The following is an 18,621-nucleotide window of genomic DNA, read 5'->3' on the forward strand; positions in this document are numbered from 1 at the left end:
AAGCGAGGTGATTCAGCTCCGCTGCTTGCGGATGTTCTCGAAGACCGTCGGATCCACCAGCGTCGACGTGTCGCCCAGCTCGCGGCCCTCGGCCACGTCGCGGAGCAGGCGACGCATGATCTTGCCGGAGCGCGTCTTCGGCAGCTCGGGCACGATATTGATCTCGCGCGGCTTGGCGATCGGCGAGATGTCCTTGCTGACCTGCGCCGTCATCTCGGCGATGAGCCGGCCGGGGTCGGAATCGTCGACACCCTGGCGCAGGATGACGAACGCGGCGATGGCCTGGCCCGTGGTCGCGTCGGAGGCGCCGACGACGGCCGCCTCGGCCACGGCAGGATGCCCGACGAGCGCGGATTCGACCTCGGCCGTGGAGATGCGGTGGCCCGAGATGTTCATGACGTCGTCCACGCGGCCGAGCACCCAGAGGGCGCCGTCCTCGTCGTACCGCGCACCGTCGCCCGCGAAGTACCAGCCCTGGTCGGCGTAGCGCGACCAGTAGGTGTCCACGAAGCGCTCCGGGTCGCCCCAGATGCCGCGCAGCATGGCCGGCCACGGCTTGTCGAGCACGAGAAGCCCGGATTCGCCGCGGGGCAGGCTGTTTCCCTCGTCATCGACGATGTTGGCACTGATGCCGGGCACGGGCTCCATGGCCGAGCCGGGCTTGAGGGCGGTGGTGCCGGGGAGCGGCGCGACCATCGCGGCACCGGTCTCCGTCTGCCACCAGGTGTCGACGATCGGTGCGGAGCCGCCGCCGATGACGTCGCGGTACCAGCGCCAGGCCTCGGGGTTGATCGGCTCGCCGACGGAGCCGAGGACGCGGATCGAGCTCAGGTCGTGCGCGTCGGGGATCTCGCGGCCCCACTTCATGAACGTGCGCACCAGGGTCGGCGCGATGTAGTAGATGGAGACGCCGTACTTCTCGATGATCTCGAAGTGCCGGTGCTCGGTCGGCGAGTTCGGCGTGCCCTCGTAGACGATCTGGGTGGCGCCGTTGGCGAGTGGCCCGTAGACGATGTAGGTGTGCCCCGTGACCCAGCCGATGTCGGCGGTGCACCAGTAGACGTCCTTCTCCGGCTTGAGGTCGAAGAGGTAGTAGTGCGTGTAGGCCGCCTGGGTGAGGTAGCCGCCGGAGCTGTGCACGATGCCCTTGGGCTTGCCCGTCGTGCCGGAGGTGTAGAGCAGGAACAGCGGATGCTCGGCGTCGAAGGGCTGCGGGGTGTGCTCCGACGAGGCCGCGCCCACCGACTCGTGCCACCAGACGTCGCGGGCGTGCCAGTCGACGTCGTTCTTGCAGCGCTGCACGACGATGACCTTCTGGACCGACTGGGCCTTCTGCCCGTCGATCTCCATGTCCAGCGCCTCGTCGACGTTGGCCTTGAGCGGTGCGGGCTTGCCGCGGCGGAACTGGCCGTCGGTGGTGATGACGACCTTGGCCTCGGCATCGTCGACCCTGGATCGCAGGGCGGCGGCCGAGAAGCCGCCGAAGACCACGGAGTGGGTCAGGCCCAGGCGCGCGCAGGCGAGCATGGCGACGATGGCCTCGGGGACCATCGGCATGTAGATGGCCACGCGGTCCCCGGGCTCGAGGCCGAGCGAGGTGAGGTAGTTGGCGGCGCGGCTGACCTCGTCCTTGAGGTCGGCGTAGGTGAGATCGCGGCTGTCGCCGGGCTCGCCGACCCAGTGGATCGCGACGCGATCTCCGTTGCCCGCCTCCACGTGACGATCGACGCAGTTGTACGCGACGTTGAGCTCGCCGCCGACGAACCACTTCGCGAACGGCGCGCCGCTCCAGTCCAGGACCTCCCCGAACGGGGTGTCCCAGTGCAGGCGGCCGGCCTGTTCCGCCCAGAATCCCAGGCGGTCCGCATCGGCACGGTCGTACAGTTCCCTTCCGTGCGTGTTGGCCTGAGCTGCGAATTCAGCGGAGGGCGGGTATGCGGCTGTCGCGGAATCAGTCATGGGTCAATGGTAGGGACCGCGCTCGGAGACGAACAGGGCTTTCCCGAATCTGGCAGGTGAGCGGGCGGGGTTGCACGGGGTTGCCGGGTCGCCGTGCGCAGGACGACGGTGCCGTGGCGGACACGCGGGCAGGTTCGACGGTGCGCATTGCCGGGACAGAGTAGTGAGCTGCGCTTAGAGTGCAGTGCACTGAACTGGCCGACTCCGGCGGAGGTAGTTGTGGGAAGACGAAGTAAGCGGTGGCCGACGACGCGGGCGATCCTCGCCGTCGCGGTCGCGGCCGTCCTGGCGGTGTCCGGGTGCAGCATGCAGGGGGCGAAGGGGGTCTACGGCACCGGGCCGGACGCCGTCATCCGCGCGTACGCCGGCGAGCCGCAGAACGGGCTCGTGCCCAGCGACTCCAACGAGAACATGGGCGGTCGCATGGTCGACGTCCTGTTCTCCGGCCTGTACGAGTACCGGGCCGACGGTTCGCCCGAGCTCGCCAACGCCGAGTCGGTGGAGACGAAGGACAACAAGCACTTCGTCGTCAAACTCAAGCGGGACTGGAAGTTCACCGACGGCACGCCCGTGAAGGCGTCGAACTACGTGCGCGCCTGGAACTTCGGCGCCGCCGTCGAGAACCTGCAGAAGCAGCAGGACTTCTTCTCCGCGATCGACGGCTTCGAGGACGTCGCGAAGAAGGGGGCGACCACCACGCAGATGCGCGGCCTGAAGGTGATCGACGACTACACCTTCACCATCGACCTGGCCGAGCCGAACATCGACTTCAAGCTGGGACTGGGCTTCACACCCTTCTCGCCGCTCCCCGACGTCTTCTTCACGGAGGGCAAGGAGGCCTTCGGCCAGAACCCCGTCGGGAACGGCCCGTACAAGCTCAAGCAGTGGCGGCACAACGTGCAGGCCGATTTCGTCCGTAACGACGACTACAAGGGGCCGAAGCCGAAGAACGGCGGGATCACCTTCATCCTCTACGCCACGCTCGACGCCGCGTACGCCGACATGGAGTCCGGCAACCTCGACGTTCTCGACACGGTTCCGCCGAGCGCACTGCGGTCGGCGAAGAAGGTCCTGGGCGACCGGGCGATGACCCGCTCGACGGTGCAGACCCAGGCCTTCTCCATCCCCGAGTACCTCGACCACTTCACCTACGACGAGGAGGGGCGCCTGCGCCGGCAGGCGATCTCCATGTCGATCGATCGGCAGTTGATCATCGACAAGGTCTTCTTCGGCTCGCGCAAACCCTCCCTCGAGTTCACCGCTCGGTCCGTCCCCGGGTGGGACGGCGACATCCCCGGGAACGAGACGGTCAAGTACGACCCCGAGAAGGCGAAGCAGCTCTGGGCCCGTGCCAACGCGATCCGGCCGTGGTCCGGCACTTTCCAGATCGCTTACAACACCGACGGCGGTCACCAGGAGTGGGTGGACGCGGTCACCAACCAGATCAAGAACAATCTCGGTATCGAGGCCAGTGGCAAGGCCTACGCCACGTTCAAGCAGATCCGCACCGAAGTGACCGCGAAGAAGCTCACGTCCGCAGCGCGGACGGGATGGCAGGGCGACTACCCGTCGATGCTGAACTTCCTGCGCCCGCAGTACGTCACCGGAGCGGGCTCGAACGACGCCGTCTACAGCAACCCGGAGTTCGACGCCGGGGTCAGGCGCGCCGAGCAGGCACTCGATTCGGCGGAGTCGAACCGGCTCGCCAACGAGGCGCAGCGCCTCCTGCTGCGCGACCTCCCGAGTGTTCCGCTGTGGGACTACCTCGCGGTGGGGGCCCGAGGGGCCGGCGTGACCTCGCAGCTCGCTTGGAACGGCGTGCCCGACTACGAGAACACCTCGAAGGAGTAGCGGACCATGGCGCGATATCTCCTGAGCCGCCTCGGGCAGCTCGTGATCGTCTTCTTCGGGGCGACGCTGCTCATCTACGCGCTCGTCTTCCTCGTTCCCGACGATCCGATCGGCGCGTTGGGCGGCGACCGGCAGCTCCCGCCCGACGTGGTGGATGGCCTGCGCGCGCAGTACCACCTCGATCAGCCCTTCCTCGTGCAGTACTGGTACTACATCAAGGGCGCGTTCACCTTCGACTTCGGTACGTCGTTCTCCGGCCAGCCGGTGTGGGACGTGATGAAGCGGGCCTTCCCGGTCACCGTGAACCTCGCGCTCATCGCGCTCGCGGTCGAGGCCGTGCTCGGCGTCTTCTTCGGCGTTCTGGCCGGCCTGAAGAAGGGGAAGTGGTTCGACACCACGATCCTGTTCGTCTCGCTGGTCATCATCGCCGTGCCGATCTTCGTGCTCGGCTTCATCGCCCAGTTCGTCTTCGGCGTGAAGCTGCAGTGGTTCCCCGTCACCGTCGGCGGCAACCTGGACTTCTACCACCTGCTGCTGCCGGGCATCGTGCTCGGCCTGGTGTCCTTCGCCTACGTCGTGCGGCTCACCCGCTCGCAGGTCGCGCAGAACCTCACCGCCGATTACGTGCGGACGGCGACGGCCAAGGGGCTGCCCCGTTCCCGCGTCGTCCTCGTGCACGTGCTGCGCAACTCACTGATCCCGGTGGTCACCTTCCTGGGCGCCGACATCGGCGCGCTCATGGGCGGTGCGCTCGTCACCGAGGGCATCTTCAACATCCCCGGCGTGGGCGGCACGATCTACCAGGCCGTGATCCGCGGCGAAGCGCCCACGGTGGTCTCCTTCGTGACCGTCCTGATCATGGTCTATCTGATCTCCAACGTGGTGGTCGACCTGCTCTACGCCGCCCTCGACCCGAGGATCCGCTATGCCTGAAACTCACACCTATCCCGGACAGGACCGCTTCGTCGCCGCGCCCGACGACGTGGTGGTCGGCGCGATCGACGCGGTCGCTCAGGACACCGAGCCGGCCGGCTTCTGGAAGTCGGCGTGGTTGCAGCTGCGGGTCAAGCCGCTGTTCTGGGTGTGCGTCGCCCTCCTCGTGCTGATCGTGCTGGTGGTCGCCTTCCCCGCCGTCTTCGCCTTCGGCAAGGATCCGCACTACGCGTCGCTCGACCGGTCGCTCCTGCCGCCCAGCGGGACCTTCTGGTTCGGCACCGATCTGCAGGGTCACGACATCTACGCCCGCACGGTCTACGGAGCCCGCGCCTCGGTGCTGGTCGGCGTCTTCACCACGGTCGTGGTGGTGCTCGTCGGCGGCGTCCTCGGCGCGGCGGCCGGCTTCTACGGCGGCTGGCTCGATTCGCTGATCGCGCGCCTGGCGGACATCTTCTTCGGCATCCCGCTGATGCTCGCCGCCGTCGTGGTCATGCAGATGATCAAGCACCGGACCATCTGGTCGGTCGTGCTCGTGCTCGCGATCTTCTCCTGGCCGCAGATCGCGCGCATCGCCCGATCCGCTGCGGTGTCCGTCCGGAACGAGGAGTTCATCACCGCGTCGAAGTCGTTGGGCGCCTCCCGGGCCCGCACCCTGTTCACGCACGTGATCCCCAACTGCCTCGGCCCCGTGATCGTGGTGGCGACGGTGGCGCTGGGCATCTTCATCGTCACCGAGGCGACGCTCTCCTACCTCGGCATCGGCCTCCCGGCCACCGAGGTCTCCTGGGGCATGGACATCTCGGCGGGGCAATCGCTGCTCCGCGAGGGCACGCCCATCCTGTTCTACCCCGCGACCGCGCTGGCGATCACCGTGCTGACCTTCATGATGCTCGGCGACGTCCTCAGCGACGCACTCGATCCGAAGGCGAGGAAGCGCTGATGTCCGACGCACAGACGCAGGGGCCGGGCACCGTCGGCGACGGGCCCGCGCCGGGCGGGGCACCGTCCCCGCTGCTCGAGATCCGAGACCTGGTCGTGGAATTCACCGTGCAGGGGGAGCCGGTCCCCGCGGTGCGCGGGGCCAACCTCACCGTCTACCCGGGCCAGACGGCGGCGATCGTCGGCGAGTCCGGTTCGGGCAAGTCGACGACGGCCGCGGCGGTGATGGGTCTGCTGCAGGGCACCGGCAGGGTCGCCAGTGGCCGGATCGTCTTCGACGGCAAGGACCTCTCGCACGCGTCGGAGAAGCAGTTCCAGCAGATCCGCGGCAGCGGCATCGGTCTGGTCCCACAGGATCCGAACACCAACCTCAACCCGCTCTGGCGGGTCGGCTACCAGATCCGCGAGACCCTCAAGGCCAACAACGCCGAGGAGGGCGACGCCAGGAAGCGGGCGATCGCACTGCTCGCCGAGGCCGGTATGAAGGACCCGGGTAAGCGGGTCAACCAGTATCCGCACGAGTTCTCGGGCGGCATGAAGCAGCGCGCGCTCATCGCGATCGGCCTGGCCTGCCGGCCGAAGCTGCTCATCGCCGACGAGCCCACCTCCGCGCTCGACGTCACGGTGCAGCGCCAGATCCTCGATCACCTCGACACCCTCACGAGCGAGCTCGGGACCGCGGTGCTGCTCATCACGCACGACCTGGGACTGGCCGCCGAGCGGGCCGGCCACCTCGTCGTGATGTACAAGGGCCGGGTCGTGGAGTCCGGTCCGGCGCTGGAGATCCTGCAGGATCCGCGGCACGAGTACACCAAGCGCCTGGTGGCGGCGGCACCGTCGCTCGCGGCCCGGCACAGCGCGGAGCCCTCCGTGACCGATGTCCGGGAGTCGGCCCCGGTCGAGTCGGTCCAGGCCGAGTCCGTGCGGGACGAGCTGCAGGACGACGCCGCGGCGGGGCCCGCCGAGGTCGTGGTGGCCTCGAATCTGGTCAAGGACTTCCCGATCCGCGGCTCGTTGCCCTTCCAGAGCAGCGACTTCCGCGCGGTCGACGACGTGAGTTTCACCATGCTGCGGGGCACCACGACGGCCGTCGTCGGCGAGTCCGGGTCGGGCAAGTCGACGGTGGCCCGCATGGTGCTCGGCCTGCTCGAACCGACCAGCGGCACCGTCGAATTCGACGGGCGGGACGTCACCTCGCTGCGTGGGCGGGAGGCCAAGGAGTTCCGGCGCCGGGTGCAGCCCGTCTTCCAGAATCCGTACGGCTCCCTGGACCCGATGTACTCGATCTACCGGGCGATCACCGAGCCGCTGGCGGTGCACGGCGTCGGCGACAAGGCCTCGCGGGTGGGGCGGGCGAAGGAGCTGCTGGAGATGGTGGCCCTGCCGGTGGACACGATGCACCGGTACCCGAACGAGTTGTCGGGCGGACAGCGGCAGCGCGTCGCCATCGCGCGGGCGCTGGCGCTCGATCCCGAGGTGATCGTGCTCGACGAGGCGGTCTCGGCGCTCGACGTGCTGGTGCAGGCGCAGATTCTCACGCTCCTCGAGGGGCTGCAGCGGGAGCTGGGACTGACCTATCTGTTCATCACGCACGATCTGGCGGTCGTGCGGCAGATCGCCCACCAGACCCTGGTCATGGCCGGCGGCAAGGTGATGGAGTCCGGCCCGACGGACCAGGTCTACGACAACCCGACGTCCGACTACACGCGGGCGCTGATCGACGCGATCCCCGGCGGCTCGATCGAGTTGGCGGGCTGATCGGGTCGGCGGGCCGATCGGGGGCGGCGCGCGGCGGGCTAGGGTGGGCGTGTGACCGACCCGCTGAGCCCGCTCGTCGCCGTTCCCGCCGTCGCGGAGGCGGCCGCAGCCGCGCGGGAGGCGCTCGCCAAGGTGCACCGCCATCCGGCGAACCGCCGCGAGTGGCGGGCCACCGCCACGGAGTCGTCGCTGCGCGGGGCGCGCGCCTCGGCGGCGCTCGACGGCGGTGCCGTGGCGCTCAGCCGCGATGAGCTGATCAGCGATCCGGTGCTCGCCGGGGCGATGCGCGCCTACCAGGCGATCGACGGTGACCTGCTGGACGCCACCGTCGGTGTGTGGCGCCGCGCGCCGCTGCAGGTCCTGGCCCGATTGCACACGCTGGCCGCCGCGGACCTCGTCGACGGTGACGACGCCCGGCTCGGCCGGCCGCGCCCGGGGACGGGGGAGCGGCTGGGGTTGCTGGCGCAGCTGGTGACCGGTGGTACGCAGGCGCCCGCGCCGGTGGTGGCGGCGATCGTGCACGGAGAACTGCTCGCGTTACGGCCCTTCGAGGTGGCCGACGGAGTGGTCGCCCGCGCTGCGTCGCGTCTGGTGACGGTGGCCTCCGGTCTCGATCCGCATGCGCTGGGCATTCCGGAGACCACCTGGCTCAAGTTCGCCCCCAGTTACGCCGATGCGGTGGACGCCTTCGGGGTGGGCGATCGAGAAGCGGTGATCGCCTGGGTGGTGCTCTGCTGCCAGGCGCTGGAAGCGGGCGGGGTGGAAGCGCTGGCTCTGGCCGAACGGTGACGGTCCCGTCGGGTGTGCCGGGCGACGGGCCTCGATCCGGCCCGGACCGTCGGTGGGTGACCCGACCCCGGACATGCGCAACGGCGACCCGGCCTGAGCTGAGGAAGATGCACTCGAGGTGCTTTCCTCAGAACGGGTCCGAATCGCCGTTCGCTAGCACGGATCCCGGTTACCAAGCGTGCGTGAGGGTGGGCTGTATTACGGCCTCGGCGTTCATCGGAGAGAGATCCACTATCCGCAGACCTTGTGCTGACCACTGTTTCCCCGACGACGCAGGCTCACAGCGCTTTCCGCCATAGGTGGCGAGCTCCGCGTGGGTGCCTGGTGTCCGTGCTGGGAGCCTTGACGCTCGGGAACCCTCGACCTTCTCTTCCGGTGGGGGTTTGGCTTCGCGCCGCTCCGTGACTCCATTTCTACCCTGTGATGGGCGTCACAGCAAGGGGTTGGGCGAAAATTTTTCGGAGCGGGGCTTCAGTGCTTCTTCCGGTGCAGTGCAAGGTAAGTCGCGACGCCGGCGCCGGCGGCGATCATAGTCAGTCCGGCGGTCGCGAGGACCGAGTTCCGCGAGGGCGTGGGGATCCGGTCGCGCAACGGCGTGGGGTTGGAGAAGGAGACCACGGGCCACCCGCGCTCCGCCGCCTCCTTGCGCAGGCCGCGATCGGGGTTGACCGCCGTGGGGTGCCCGACAGCGGCGAGCATCGGCACGTCGGTGATGGAGTCCGAGTACGCGAAGCACTGCGCCAGGTCGTAGCCGTGCTCGGCCGCGAGCGCCTCCATCGCGACGACCTTGTTCTCGCCGTAGCAGTAGAACTCGACCTCGCCCGCGTACTTGCCGTCCTCGACCTTCATCTTCGACGCCACCGAGTAGTCGGCGCCCAGCAGCTCCGCGATCGGCGTGACCATCTCCTCGCCGGACGCCGAGACGATCACCACGTCGTGACCGCGGGCGTGGTGGCCCGCGATCAGCTCGGCGGCCTCGGCGAAGACCAGCGGATTGACCACGTCGTGCAGGGCCTCGCGGACGATCGACGTCACCTGCTCGACGTTCCAGCCCGCACACATCTGGGTGAGGTGGTCGCGCATCCGCTCCATCTGGTCGTGGTCCGCGGCCGTCAGCATCACCAGGAACTGCGCGTAGCTCGACTTGAGTACGGCGCGGCGGTTGAGTAGGCCCTCGTCGAAGAAGGGACGCGAGAAGGCCAGCGCGGACGATTTCGCGATGATCGTCTTGTCCAGGTCGAAGAAGGCGGCGACCCGGCGCACCGGGGCCTCGTCGGGCGCGGTAGGGCTCACGGGGCCAGCCTACCGGTGCGGTGCGGCCGCGTACCGGCAAGAGGGCAGACCGGATTCCTCCACAGCTTTCTGGAATCGGACACGTTCATCCACAGGCCGGCCCGGGATCGGACGAACCGGACCACCCGGTCGGCGACGCTGGTGCCATGCGGGGGATCGAGATCGGGATGGCGGTGGCCGAGGGGCCGCTCGCCGACGACGTGCGCCGGGCCGCCGCCGCGGCGGCGCGGTCGGTCACGGACATCGACCGGGGCCGGCCGCGCGCGGGCTGGGCATCGGCGGCGGGGCTGGTGCTGGACCTGGCCGCGGCGACGGCGATGGCCGAGGCGGCGCGAGCCGGCGGCCTGCCGCGCCGGGAGGGCGTGGCGATCGTCGCTGCGGAGGCGGGGATGGCGGAGCTGGCGGCCGCCGTGGAGGTCGGGGCCGCACAGGTCTTCGTCCTTCCGGCCCAGGTCCGCGACCTCGCGCGCTTCCTCGCCGCCCGCGAGCAGGACGACGGGGCGCGCTCCCGCGTCGTCGCCGTGCTCGGCGGGCACGGCGGCGCGGGCGCATCCGTGCTGACCGCGGCTGTCGCGGTCGCGGCGCCGGGCCGCGGGGTCACCGCGCTCGCGGTCGACGCCGATCCCTGGGGCGGCGGCCTCGACCTGCTCCTCGGCTGCGCCGATACGCCGGGCCTGCGGTGGGGTGACCTCGCCCTGCGCGGAGGCCACGTTCCGGCGGAGGCCCTGGTCGCGGCGCTCCCCGGCCGGCCGGGTGCCGTCGCGGTGCTCGCCGCGGGCGGGGCCGCGAGCGGGACGGGCGTGCAGGAGATCCCCGTCGAGGGCCTCCTCGCGGTGATCGACGCGGGGCGTCGCAGCGTCGGGGTCACCGTCGTGGATCTGCCTCGGCGGGACGACCCCGCCACCGCGGCGTGCCTCGAGGTCGCCGATGTCGTGGTGGTCGTCGCAGGGGCGACGGTCCGCGGCTGTGCCGCCGCGCGGTCGGTGGCCGACGGGCTGTCCGGCCGCGCCCGGCAGGTCGCGCTGGTGGTGCGCGGGCCGGCGCCCGGCGGGCTCTCGGCGCGCGACGTGGAACGTGCCGTGGGCGTGCCGCTGCTCGCGTCGATGCGGCCGCAACCGGGCCTGGACGCCCAGCTCGACGGTGGCGGCCTGCGGCTCAAGAAGGGCTCGCCGCTGGCACTCGCCGCCGGGCGGATCCTCGACGGTGTGCGGCGAGGTGCGGCATGACCTCGCCCGATCCGGATCTGCTCGCCCGAGTGCGGGAGCGCCTCGCGCAGTCGGCTGCGGTCCTGACCCCCGACGTGATGGCCGCGGCGCTGCGCGCCGAATGCGGCGGGGTGCTCGGCGATACGGACCTGCTGGACGGACTGGCCTACCTCGAGACGGAGCTCGTGGGCGCGGGCCGGCTCGAGCCGCTGCTCGCGGATCCCGCGGTCGCCGACGTCCTGGTCTGCGGGCCGCGGCGGGTCTGGGTCGACCGGGGCGCGGGACTCGAGCGCACTGACGTCGTCTTCGAGGACGACGATGCCGTGCGCCGCCTCGCCGCGCGACTCGCGCTCGCCGCCGGGCGCCGACTGGACGACGCCCAGCCCTGGGTGGACGGGCATCTCCCCGCAGGGCCGGGCGGTCGGGCCGGCAGTGGGATCCGGCTGCACGCCGTGCTTCCGCCGCTGGCGCACGGCGGGACGTGCATCTCGCTGCGCGTACTGCGGCCCGCGACGCAGACGCTGGACTCCCTCGTCGACGGCGGCGCGGTGCCGGCCGAGGTGGCGGATCTCGTGCGCCGGGTCGTGACGGCGCGGCTCGCCTTCCTGGTGATCGGCGGCACCGGCAGCGGGAAGACGACGCTGCTCAACGGCCTGCTCGGGGCGGTGGATCCGGCGGAGCGGGTGCTCTGCGTCGAGGACGCGCACGAGCTCGATCCGGTGCACCCGCACGTGGTCTCGCTACTCGCGCGCGGAGCCAATGTGGAGGGCGTCGGCGAGGTGACCGTCCGCGACCTGGTCCGCCAGGCGCTCCGGATGCGGCCCGACCGGATCGTCGTCGGGGAGGTCCGGGGCGCCGAGGTCGTCGACCTGCTCACCGCGCTGAACACCGGCCACGACGGCGGCGCCGGCACGGTGCACGCGAACTCGCCGCGAGAGGTGCCCGCGCGGCTGGAGGCACTGGCCGCGCTCGGCGGACTGGGCCGGGAGGCGCTGCACGCGCAGCTGGCGGCTGCTTTCCAGGTGGTCTTCTCAGTGCACCGCTGGCCGACGGGGCGCCGCGGGCTGCGCAGCATCGGCGTCGTCGAGCGCGGCGCGGACGGCTACGTGCGGGTGCGGGCCGCCTGGGAACGCGGCGACGGCTTCACTGCGGACGCGCAGCACCTCCGGTCCCTCCTCGCGGAGCGGGATGCGCTGTGACGGCCGCGATCCTGCTACTCGCCGCGGCGGCGCTCGCCTGGCCGGGCGGACCCGCTGCCGCACGACTGAGCGCCGCGCACACCGGCGGCGCCCCGCGGACCGCGCTGCGCTGGGGTTGGTTGGCCCTGGTCGTACCGCTCGCCGCGCTGCTGATCGGTCCTGGGCAGGCGCTCGCCGCGGCACTGGCCACGGGAACGCTTCGCGAGCTCAGGGCGCGCACGCGCGCGGAGAAGCTCCGGGCCGCGCGGCTCTCCGCGATCCTCGCGGGCGTCGATGCGATGGTCGCGGAGTTGTCCGTCGGCGCCCATCCCGCGGCGGCCTGTACCGCCGCGGGCCGCGACGCCGAGGACCCGCACGTGCGCGCCGTCTTCGCGGAGATGGCCGGCCGGGCGGAACTCGGCGGCGATGTCGCGGCGGGGCTCCGCGCCCACGCGGGGGAGAGCGCCGCGTGGTCACGGATCGCCGCGGCGTGGGACACCGGGACCCGGCACGGCATCGGCATGGGCGAGCTCCTTGCCTCGGTCCGCGAGGACCTGCGGGCCCGCGAGCGCTACGAGCGACGGGCGCACTCCTCGCTGGCCGGTGCCCGGGCCACCGCACAGGTGCTGGCCGCACTCCCCGTCCTGGGTGTGCTGATGGGCCAGCTGATCGGGGCGGACCCGCTCGGCACGTTGCTCCGCACGGGTACGGGTGGCGTGCTGCTGGTCGTCGGAACCTGCCTGACCTGCGCCGGACTCCTCTGGTCCCGCGCCATCGCGGACGGTGCCGCGGGGACGAGAGCGGGCCGGTCATGAGCGGCCACGGCCCGCTGGCCGCGGCGCTGGCACTGCTCGCTGCAGCCCTTGTGATCCTTCCCGTCACCGCGCGGGCCGCGGTGGCGGCCACCATCGGAGACGGGGCGGGAGGACGGCGCGGACCGCGCCTGCCGCGCCGCGGCCCCGAGCCCGACCCGTTCGAGGCCGCAGCCGCCTACGACCTGTTCGCCGTCTGTCTGCGCGCGGGCATGCCGACCGCGGATGCCGCCAGGGCGGTCGCGGCGGGCGCGCCGCCCGCCCTCGCCGAGGTGCTCACCCGGGCGGGCGAACTGCTCACCCTGGGCTCCGACGCGGAGACCGCGTGGCGGACCGACTCGGTGGATCCGCAGGTCGTCGGGCTCACCCGGATGCTCCGACGGTCCGCCCGCGCAGGCTCGTCGCCGGCCGCGGGGCTGGCCGATCTCGCGCGTACCGAGCGGGCGCAGGCGGAGGACCGGGCGGTCGCGGCGGGCGAGCGGGCCGGCGTCGCCGTGGCGGGACCGCTGGGGCTGTGCTTCCTACCGGCGTTCGTGTGCCTGGGCATCGTGCCGGTGGTGATGGGACTCGCGGGCAGGGTGCTCGGCGAGGGGCTGCTGTAGCGGCCCGACGGAAGGGGGACGGAATGTGGATCCGATTGCGGTGCAGGATGACCGAACTCATGATGGAGGACGACGGCATGTCCACCGTCGAGTACGCGATAGGCACGATCGCAGCGGCTGCGTTCGGCGCGGTGCTCTACGGGGTGGTCACCGGCGACAACATCGTCAGCGGGTTGACGGACATCATCCGCAGGGCGTTGGGCACCTCCACCGGCTAGCCGGCGAGGCGGGCGCGGTCACCGTGGAGGCCGCGTTCGCCGTTGCCGCTCTGATCACGGTCCTGGTCCTCAGCGTGGGTGCGGTGGTCGGCGTGACCGCTCACGTCCGGTGCGTCGACGCCGCCCGGGAGGCGGCCCGGCTCGCGGCTCGGGGCGATGACACCGGCGCGGCCCGTGCCGTCGCCGAGGTGGGTCCACCGGGCGCGAGTTCCTCGGTCAGCCGCGGTGGTGAGACGGTGACGGTGCAGGTCCGCGCCCCGGTGGCGATTCTGCCCGGGCTCACGGTCTCCGCTACGGCGGTGGCCGCCGTGGAACCGGGCGCGGCGCCGTGACGGTCGTGCCGCGGGCCGAGCCGAGGCCGCGGCCCGGTACCGGGCCTCGCGGCGGTGCACGGCCACGCGGTGGGCGCGAGGACGGCGTGGCGACGGTGCTCGCCGCCGTGATGGTCGCCGCGATCGTCACGGTGGCGGTCATGGTCGTCGACGTCGGCGCGGCCGTCTCCGCTCGCCACCGGGCGCAGTCCGCGGCGGATCTCGCGGCGCTCGCGGGCGCTGCGAGCGCCGTCGACGCCGAGCAGGCGTGCGCGGCCGCGGACCGTCTGGCCCGCGCCAACGCGGGATCGCTCCGGGCGTGCGGCGTGGACGGCTTCGAGGTGACGGTGCGCGTGAGCGTCCCGGTCTCCCTGTCGGTCTTCGGATCCGACGAGGCCGTCGCCCGCGCCCGGGCGGGCCCCGAGTGAGCGAGTTCGACCCCGCCACCGCCTTCACGCTGCCCGAACCGACCCCGCAGCAGCGCGGGTCGGTTCTGCGGTGGCAGGGCACGGACCGCTTCTACGCGGAGGTACAGCGATTCGTACGTACCCAGGTGGGGACGGCCGAGGCGGAACAGGTGGCGGAAGATCTCGACACTCTCATCGCGTCGTCTCGAGCCGTCATCGACCTGGTGGTGTGGCGGGGTGTGCGCAGCACTGCGCTGGCGTTCGGCTCGCCCGGACGCCGGCTCGCCGATCTGGTGGGGACCACTCGGCGGTGGGATGGCTTCGTCGCGGTCTCGACGCACAGGTCGGTGGCGGAGCGCGAATTCACCCGTCCGGCGGGGAGAGGGGGCGCGGCACTGCTTCGGCTAACGGTTCCGGCTGGGGCGAGAGTGCTGGCCGTAGCGGACATTGGAGACGCAGGCCTTCGCTACCAGGGAGAACTCCTGTTCCGTGATCCGGTAGTACGCTGCGTAGGAGTGAGGATGGAGGGACGGATCTCCGTCATCGACGCGGAGGTGGTGATCTAGATGTCCCGATTCTGGGATGACCTGCACGCCGTTCCTCCGGGAGAGGAACCCCCGATGGTGAACCTCCCGCAGTTGACGATGCACCTGCGCATCAGTGACGTGTCGGAGCAGGAGCAGAAGGCTGCCGTCGTGCGGTGGTTGGGCACTCACGCGCCCGGCCCGGCGCTGCGTCGCAGCATCGAGCGTGCGGGGTGGGGCGACCTGCTGACCATGTCCGCCTGACATTCGTACGGCTCTCGGCGATGTACCGCTGCGCGGGCGCGGCGTCGCCGGCCGGCGCACACTGGTGCGATGGCGTACGACGAGGGACTGGCGGAGCGGATCCGCGATGCGATCGCGGGGGAACCGGGCGTCGTGGAGAAGCGCATGTTCGGTGGGCTCGCCTTCCTGGTCGACGGGCACATGGCGATCGCCGCCAACAGCAGGGGCGAGGCGATGGCGCGTCTCGATCCGGATGCCGCGGAGGAGCTGCTCGGCCCGTACGTGACGCGGACCGTCATGCGCGGACGCGAGATGCGCGGCTGGCTCGACCTGGCTCCGGAGACCACCGCCTCCGACACCGAGCTCGCGGAGTGGGTGCGCCGCACCGTCGCCCATGCGCGGTCCCTGCCGCCGAAGTGAGTCCCACGTGAGTCAGTCGTCGGCGTGGAAGGCGTCGTAGTAGTCGGTCTCGATGATGGTTTCGAGGTACTCGCGGTGCCGGCGCAGGAAGTCGTCGGCGGACTGATTCGCGATGGTCCAGCCGCCCTCGTCGCGGGTGGCGAGGTTTTCGAGGAGCCGCCCCAGCCGCCGCCGCTGGTCCTCCGGCAACGACAGGACGAAGGCCGCGTAGCGGTCGATCTCCGGTTCCCCCGATGGCTCAGTCACCGCGCGCCACCCCTGCCAGGACCACGTCGAGCACGATCACCGCGCCGGCCTTGTCGAGGGGGTCGTTCCCGTTGCCGCACTTGGGCGATTGCACGCACGACGGGCAGCCCGCGGGACACTCGCACGCCGCGACCGCGTCCCGCGTCGCCACGAGCCACGTGGCCAGAGACTCGTAGCCGCGCTCCGCGAAACCCGCACCGCCGGGGTAGCCGTCGTAGACGAAGATCGACGGCAGCCCGGTGTCCTCGTGCAGCGCGGTGGACAGGCCGCCGATGTCCCACCGGTCGCACGACGCGACCAGCGGCAGCAGGCCGATCGCCGCGTGCTCCGCGGCGTGCAGGGCGCCGGGCCAGCGCTCCGGTACAAGGCCCGCGTCCTCCAGTGCCTCCGGCGTCAGGGTGAGCAGCGCCGCGCGGGTCGCGAGGGTGGTCTCCGGCAGATCCAGTTCGACGGCGTCCAGCACCTCGCCGCTGCGGAGCGTGCGCAGGTAGCCGACCACCCGGCTGGTCACCTCGACGGAGACGAACCGTGCGGTCACCTCGCCCAGTACCTCGGTCGAATGGACCGCGGTCACATGCACGGCCAGATCCTCGCGCGCAGACGTCGTCCACTCGGGCTCCTCCGCGTGCACCAGCGCCAGGCCGTCGTCGAGATCCAACTCGTCCACCACGTAGGATTCGCCCTGGTGCACGTGCACCGCGCCCTCGTGCACCGTCGACAGCGCACGCGTGAAATCGACGGTCCCCAGCAGCCTGCCCGTGGCCTCCTCGACGATGAGGATCTCGCTGCCCGCGCCGCCCCGGATGTTCACGCCCGCATGGGGATCGATCCCCGCGGCGAGGAAGTAGCCCGCGGGCCGTTCGCGCAGCAGCCCGTCGGCCACCAGCCGCCCCACCACGTCCACCGCACCGAAGGCCGCCACTTCGGCGCGGGTCAGCGGGATCTCCCCCGCCGCGCAGAGCAGTTGCGGCCCCAGCACGTACGGGTTCCACGGATCCGTGATGGTGGCCTCCACCGGCCGCCCGAGCAGCGACTCCGGGTGGTGCACCAGGTAGGTGTCCAGCGGATCGTCGCGCGCGATCAGGAGGATCAGCGAGCCCTGCCCGCGCCGCCCGCTGCGTCCTGCCTGCTGCCAGAACGAGGCGACGGTGCCCGGGAACCCCGCCATGAGCACCGCATCCAGCCCGGCGATGTCCACGCCCAGTTCCAGCGCGTTCGTGGTGGCGACGCCGAGCAGCGCACCGTCGTTCAGGCCCTGCTCGAGGCGGCGGCGATCGTCCGCGAGGTACCCGGCCCGGTACGCCGCGATCCGGTCCGCGAGTTCCGGAGTCGCCTCGGCGAGCATCCGACGCGCGGAGAGTGCGACGGTCTCCGCGGACCGTCGGGACCGGACGAAGGCGAGGGTGCGCGCCCCCTCGACCACGAGGTCGGCGAGCATCCGCGCGGCCTCCGTGGTCGCCGGACGCCGGACCGGCGCTCCGTTCTCACCCTCCAGATCGGGCAGGAGCGGGGGCTCCCACAGTGCGACGGTGCGCGGCCCGTGCGGTGACGAATCCTCCGTCACGGCAACGCAGTCCGCGCCGATCAGCCGGGAGGCGGCACCCGCGGGATCGGAGGTGGTCGCCGACGCGCAGATCACCACCGGTGAGGCGCCGTACTTCGCGGCCACTCGGAGCAGTCGCCGCAGCACCAGCGCGGTGTGCGAGCCGAAGACGCCGCGGTAGTGGTGGCACTCATCGACCACGACGTACCGCAGGCCGCGCAGGAACCGGGCCCACTTCGCGTGCCGCGGAAGCATTCCCACGTGCAGCATGTCGGGATTGGTGAACACCCAGCGGCTGTCGGAGCGGGCCCAGCGGCGCATCTCCTGCGAGGTGTCACCGTCGTACATGGCGGGCGAGGCGTCGGCCGGGCCGTACGCCGTGGTGAGCCGCACTGCGGCGCGGTGCTGGTCCGTGCCCAGCGCCTTCGTGGGCGAGAGGTACAGGACGGTGGCCCGCGGATCGTCCGCGAGGGCGGCGAGCACCGGCAACTGATAGGCGAGGGATTTGCCGGAGGCCGTCCCGGTGGAGATCACCACGTGCCGGCCCGCGTGCGCGTGTTCCGCGGCCTCCGCCTGGTGTCGCCAGGGCTCCCGCACGCCCTCGTCGATCAGGCCGTCGCGCACCCGCGGTGGCACCCACGCGGGCCACGGGGCGAATTCCGCTCGGCGTGACGGGATGTCCACCACATGGGTCAGGCTCTCGGTTCCGGGCCCCGCGCCGGCCTGGACGCGGGCCAGCAGTTCCCTGCCGAAGGTGTTGTGCTCCACCGTGATAGCCCCCGCATCGACGTGAGGTCCGCACGGTCGAGACGGGCCGGGGACCACCGATGCTCCAGTCTAGTCGCGGTGGAACGGGGTTGTCGCGGAGTGGGACGGCGGGTGAACGGAAGTAGAAATCGCCCCGCCCGCTGTTGCTCGCCCGGAAATCATGATTGACTGTAGGAGGTCGCAGCTCCCGCCGGGGGTCCGAAGGGGCCATCGGGGGATCGATGTTGCGGGCGTGGTACTGAAGGTTTTTGTGTGCGGTCTCCGCAAACGGCTCCAGAAGGTATGGCGGCCGGAACCGGCCAGGAGTCGCACCCCACTCGGGGAACGGTTCCTACACCGGTAGTTAGACAAGTTAGGAAACATCTCAATGGCACAGGGAACTGTGAAGTGGTTCAACGCGGAGAAGGGCTTCGGCTTCATCGCACCGGCCGACGGCTCGGATGACGTGTTCGTCCACTACTCGGAGATCCAGGGCAACGGCTTCCGTACCCTCGAGGAGAACCAGCTCGTGGAGTTCGAGGTGGGCCAGGGCACCAAGGGCCCGCAGGCCACCGGCGTCCGCGCTCTCTAAGAAACCCCCGCACCACGCGATACGAGTTTCTCGCAGCACCCCTCCGCC

At 71.3% G+C, this 18,621-nt stretch carries 20 protein-coding genes; 16 read left to right on the forward strand and 4 right to left on the reverse strand.

Going from position 1 to position 18,621, the window contains the following annotated elements:
- Window positions 1-12 precede the first annotated feature (12 nt).
- Window positions 13-1,959: an acetate--CoA ligase gene (gene acs, locus AC21LY_RS02970; RefSeq protein WP_489044757.1), complete on the reverse strand. Its 1,947-nt coding sequence runs from the start codon at window positions 1,957-1,959 to the stop codon at window positions 13-15.
- A 306-nt stretch (window positions 1,960-2,265) separates the two neighbouring features.
- Between acs and AC21LY_RS02975 the strand changes: the two genes are divergently transcribed.
- From AC21LY_RS02975 to AC21LY_RS02995, 5 genes are read left to right on the forward strand one after another with little or no spacing between them, the layout of a single operon-like run.
- A complete protein-coding gene (locus tag AC21LY_RS02975) occupies window positions 2,266-3,810 on the forward strand; it encodes a peptide ABC transporter substrate-binding protein (RefSeq protein ID WP_489045412.1) in 1,545 nt (514 codons plus the stop codon).
- Window positions 3,811-3,816: 6 nt separating this feature from the next.
- On the forward strand, window positions 3,817-4,743 hold the full coding sequence (locus AC21LY_RS02980; protein WP_489044759.1) for an ABC transporter permease: 927 nt from the start codon (window positions 3,817-3,819) through the stop codon (window positions 4,741-4,743).
- Window positions 4,736-5,686, forward strand: coding sequence for an ABC transporter permease (locus AC21LY_RS02985; RefSeq protein ID WP_489044760.1), 951 nt, complete (start codon window positions 4,736-4,738; stop codon window positions 5,684-5,686). Before AC21LY_RS02980 ends, AC21LY_RS02985 begins: the two co-directional genes overlap by 8 nt.
- Window positions 5,686-7,443, forward strand: a complete 1,758-nt coding sequence (locus AC21LY_RS02990) for a dipeptide ABC transporter ATP-binding protein (RefSeq protein WP_489044762.1) — start codon at window positions 5,686-5,688, stop codon at window positions 7,441-7,443. Before AC21LY_RS02985 ends, AC21LY_RS02990 begins: the two co-directional genes overlap by 1 nt.
- A 51-nt stretch (window positions 7,444-7,494) precedes the next feature.
- Window positions 7,495-8,232, forward strand: coding sequence for a Fic family protein (locus tag AC21LY_RS02995; protein ID WP_489044764.1), 738 nt, complete (start codon window positions 7,495-7,497; stop codon window positions 8,230-8,232).
- A gap of 471 nt (window positions 8,233-8,703) precedes the next feature.
- On the opposite strand, the gene AC21LY_RS03000 is transcribed toward AC21LY_RS02995, so the two are convergent.
- Window positions 8,704-9,525: an HAD family hydrolase gene (locus AC21LY_RS03000; protein ID WP_489044766.1), complete on the reverse strand. Its 822-nt coding sequence runs from the start codon at window positions 9,523-9,525 to the stop codon at window positions 8,704-8,706.
- Window positions 9,526-9,671: 146 nt separating this feature from the next.
- Here AC21LY_RS03000 and ssd point away from each other — a divergent pair, with 146 nt between their 5' ends.
- The 10 genes from ssd (at window position 9,672) to AC21LY_RS03050 (ending at window position 15,445) form a co-directional block, all read left to right on the forward strand.
- Window positions 9,672-10,751, forward strand: a complete 1,080-nt coding sequence (ssd, locus tag AC21LY_RS03005) for a septum site-determining protein Ssd (RefSeq protein ID WP_489044768.1) — start codon at window positions 9,672-9,674, stop codon at window positions 10,749-10,751.
- Window positions 10,748-11,929 carry a TadA family conjugal transfer-associated ATPase gene (locus AC21LY_RS03010; protein WP_489044770.1) on the forward strand — a complete coding sequence of 394 codons (1,182 nt, stop codon included), beginning with the start codon at window positions 10,748-10,750 and terminating at the stop codon, window positions 11,927-11,929. The genes ssd and AC21LY_RS03010 overlap by 4 nt, the downstream gene beginning before the upstream one ends.
- The gene (locus tag AC21LY_RS03015) at window positions 11,926-12,723 is read left to right on the forward strand and encodes a type II secretion system F family protein (protein WP_489044772.1); all 798 of its coding nucleotides are present in this window, start codon (window positions 11,926-11,928) and stop codon (window positions 12,721-12,723) included. The genes AC21LY_RS03010 and AC21LY_RS03015 overlap by 4 nt, the downstream gene beginning before the upstream one ends.
- Entirely contained in the window at window positions 12,720-13,322 is a 603-nt protein-coding gene (locus tag AC21LY_RS03020; protein WP_489044774.1) for a type II secretion system F family protein, read from the forward strand. Before AC21LY_RS03015 ends, AC21LY_RS03020 begins: the two co-directional genes overlap by 4 nt.
- A 23-nt stretch (window positions 13,323-13,345) precedes the next feature.
- Window positions 13,346-13,540 (forward strand): DUF4244 domain-containing protein, encoded by a 195-nt coding sequence (locus AC21LY_RS03025; protein ID WP_489044776.1) that lies wholly within the window; start codon window positions 13,346-13,348, stop codon window positions 13,538-13,540.
- 23 nt (window positions 13,541-13,563) lie between these two features.
- A complete protein-coding gene (locus tag AC21LY_RS03030; RefSeq protein WP_489044778.1) occupies window positions 13,564-13,872 on the forward strand; it encodes a TadE family type IV pilus minor pilin in 309 nt (102 codons plus the stop codon).
- An 86-nt stretch (window positions 13,873-13,958) separates the two neighbouring features.
- Window positions 13,959-14,279 carry an Rv3654c family TadE-like protein gene (locus tag AC21LY_RS03035; protein ID WP_489044780.1) on the forward strand — a complete coding sequence of 107 codons (321 nt, stop codon included), beginning with the start codon at window positions 13,959-13,961 and terminating at the stop codon, window positions 14,277-14,279.
- The gene (locus AC21LY_RS03040) at window positions 14,276-14,824 is read left to right on the forward strand and encodes a hypothetical protein (protein ID WP_489044782.1); all 549 of its coding nucleotides are present in this window, start codon (window positions 14,276-14,278) and stop codon (window positions 14,822-14,824) included. The genes AC21LY_RS03035 and AC21LY_RS03040 overlap by 4 nt, the downstream gene beginning before the upstream one ends.
- A 54-nt stretch (window positions 14,825-14,878) precedes the next feature.
- Entirely contained in the window at window positions 14,879-15,046 is a 168-nt protein-coding gene (locus AC21LY_RS03045; protein WP_489044784.1) for a hypothetical protein, read from the forward strand.
- A gap of 69 nt (window positions 15,047-15,115) precedes the next feature.
- Window positions 15,116-15,445, forward strand: coding sequence for a TfoX/Sxy family protein (locus AC21LY_RS03050; RefSeq protein WP_489044785.1), 330 nt, complete (start codon window positions 15,116-15,118; stop codon window positions 15,443-15,445).
- Between the two features lie 12 nt (window positions 15,446-15,457).
- Here the strand turns inward: AC21LY_RS03050 and AC21LY_RS03055 are convergent, their stop codons facing one another.
- On the reverse strand, window positions 15,458-15,691 hold the full coding sequence (locus tag AC21LY_RS03055) for a hypothetical protein (RefSeq protein ID WP_489044787.1): 234 nt from the start codon (window positions 15,689-15,691) through the stop codon (window positions 15,458-15,460).
- On the reverse strand, window positions 15,684-18,002 hold the full coding sequence (locus AC21LY_RS03060) for a DEAD/DEAH box helicase (protein WP_489044789.1): 2,319 nt from the start codon (window positions 18,000-18,002) through the stop codon (window positions 15,684-15,686). The genes AC21LY_RS03055 and AC21LY_RS03060 overlap by 8 nt, the downstream gene beginning before the upstream one ends.
- Before the next feature lie 367 nt (window positions 18,003-18,369).
- Between AC21LY_RS03060 and AC21LY_RS03065 the strand changes: the two genes are divergently transcribed.
- Window positions 18,370-18,573: a cold-shock protein gene (locus AC21LY_RS03065; protein WP_068523077.1), complete on the forward strand. Its 204-nt coding sequence runs from the start codon at window positions 18,370-18,372 to the stop codon at window positions 18,571-18,573.
- The last annotated feature ends 48 nt before the right edge of the window (window positions 18,574-18,621 follow it).

It is taken from the genome of Tsukamurella sp. II2bb (assembly GCF_057815145.1).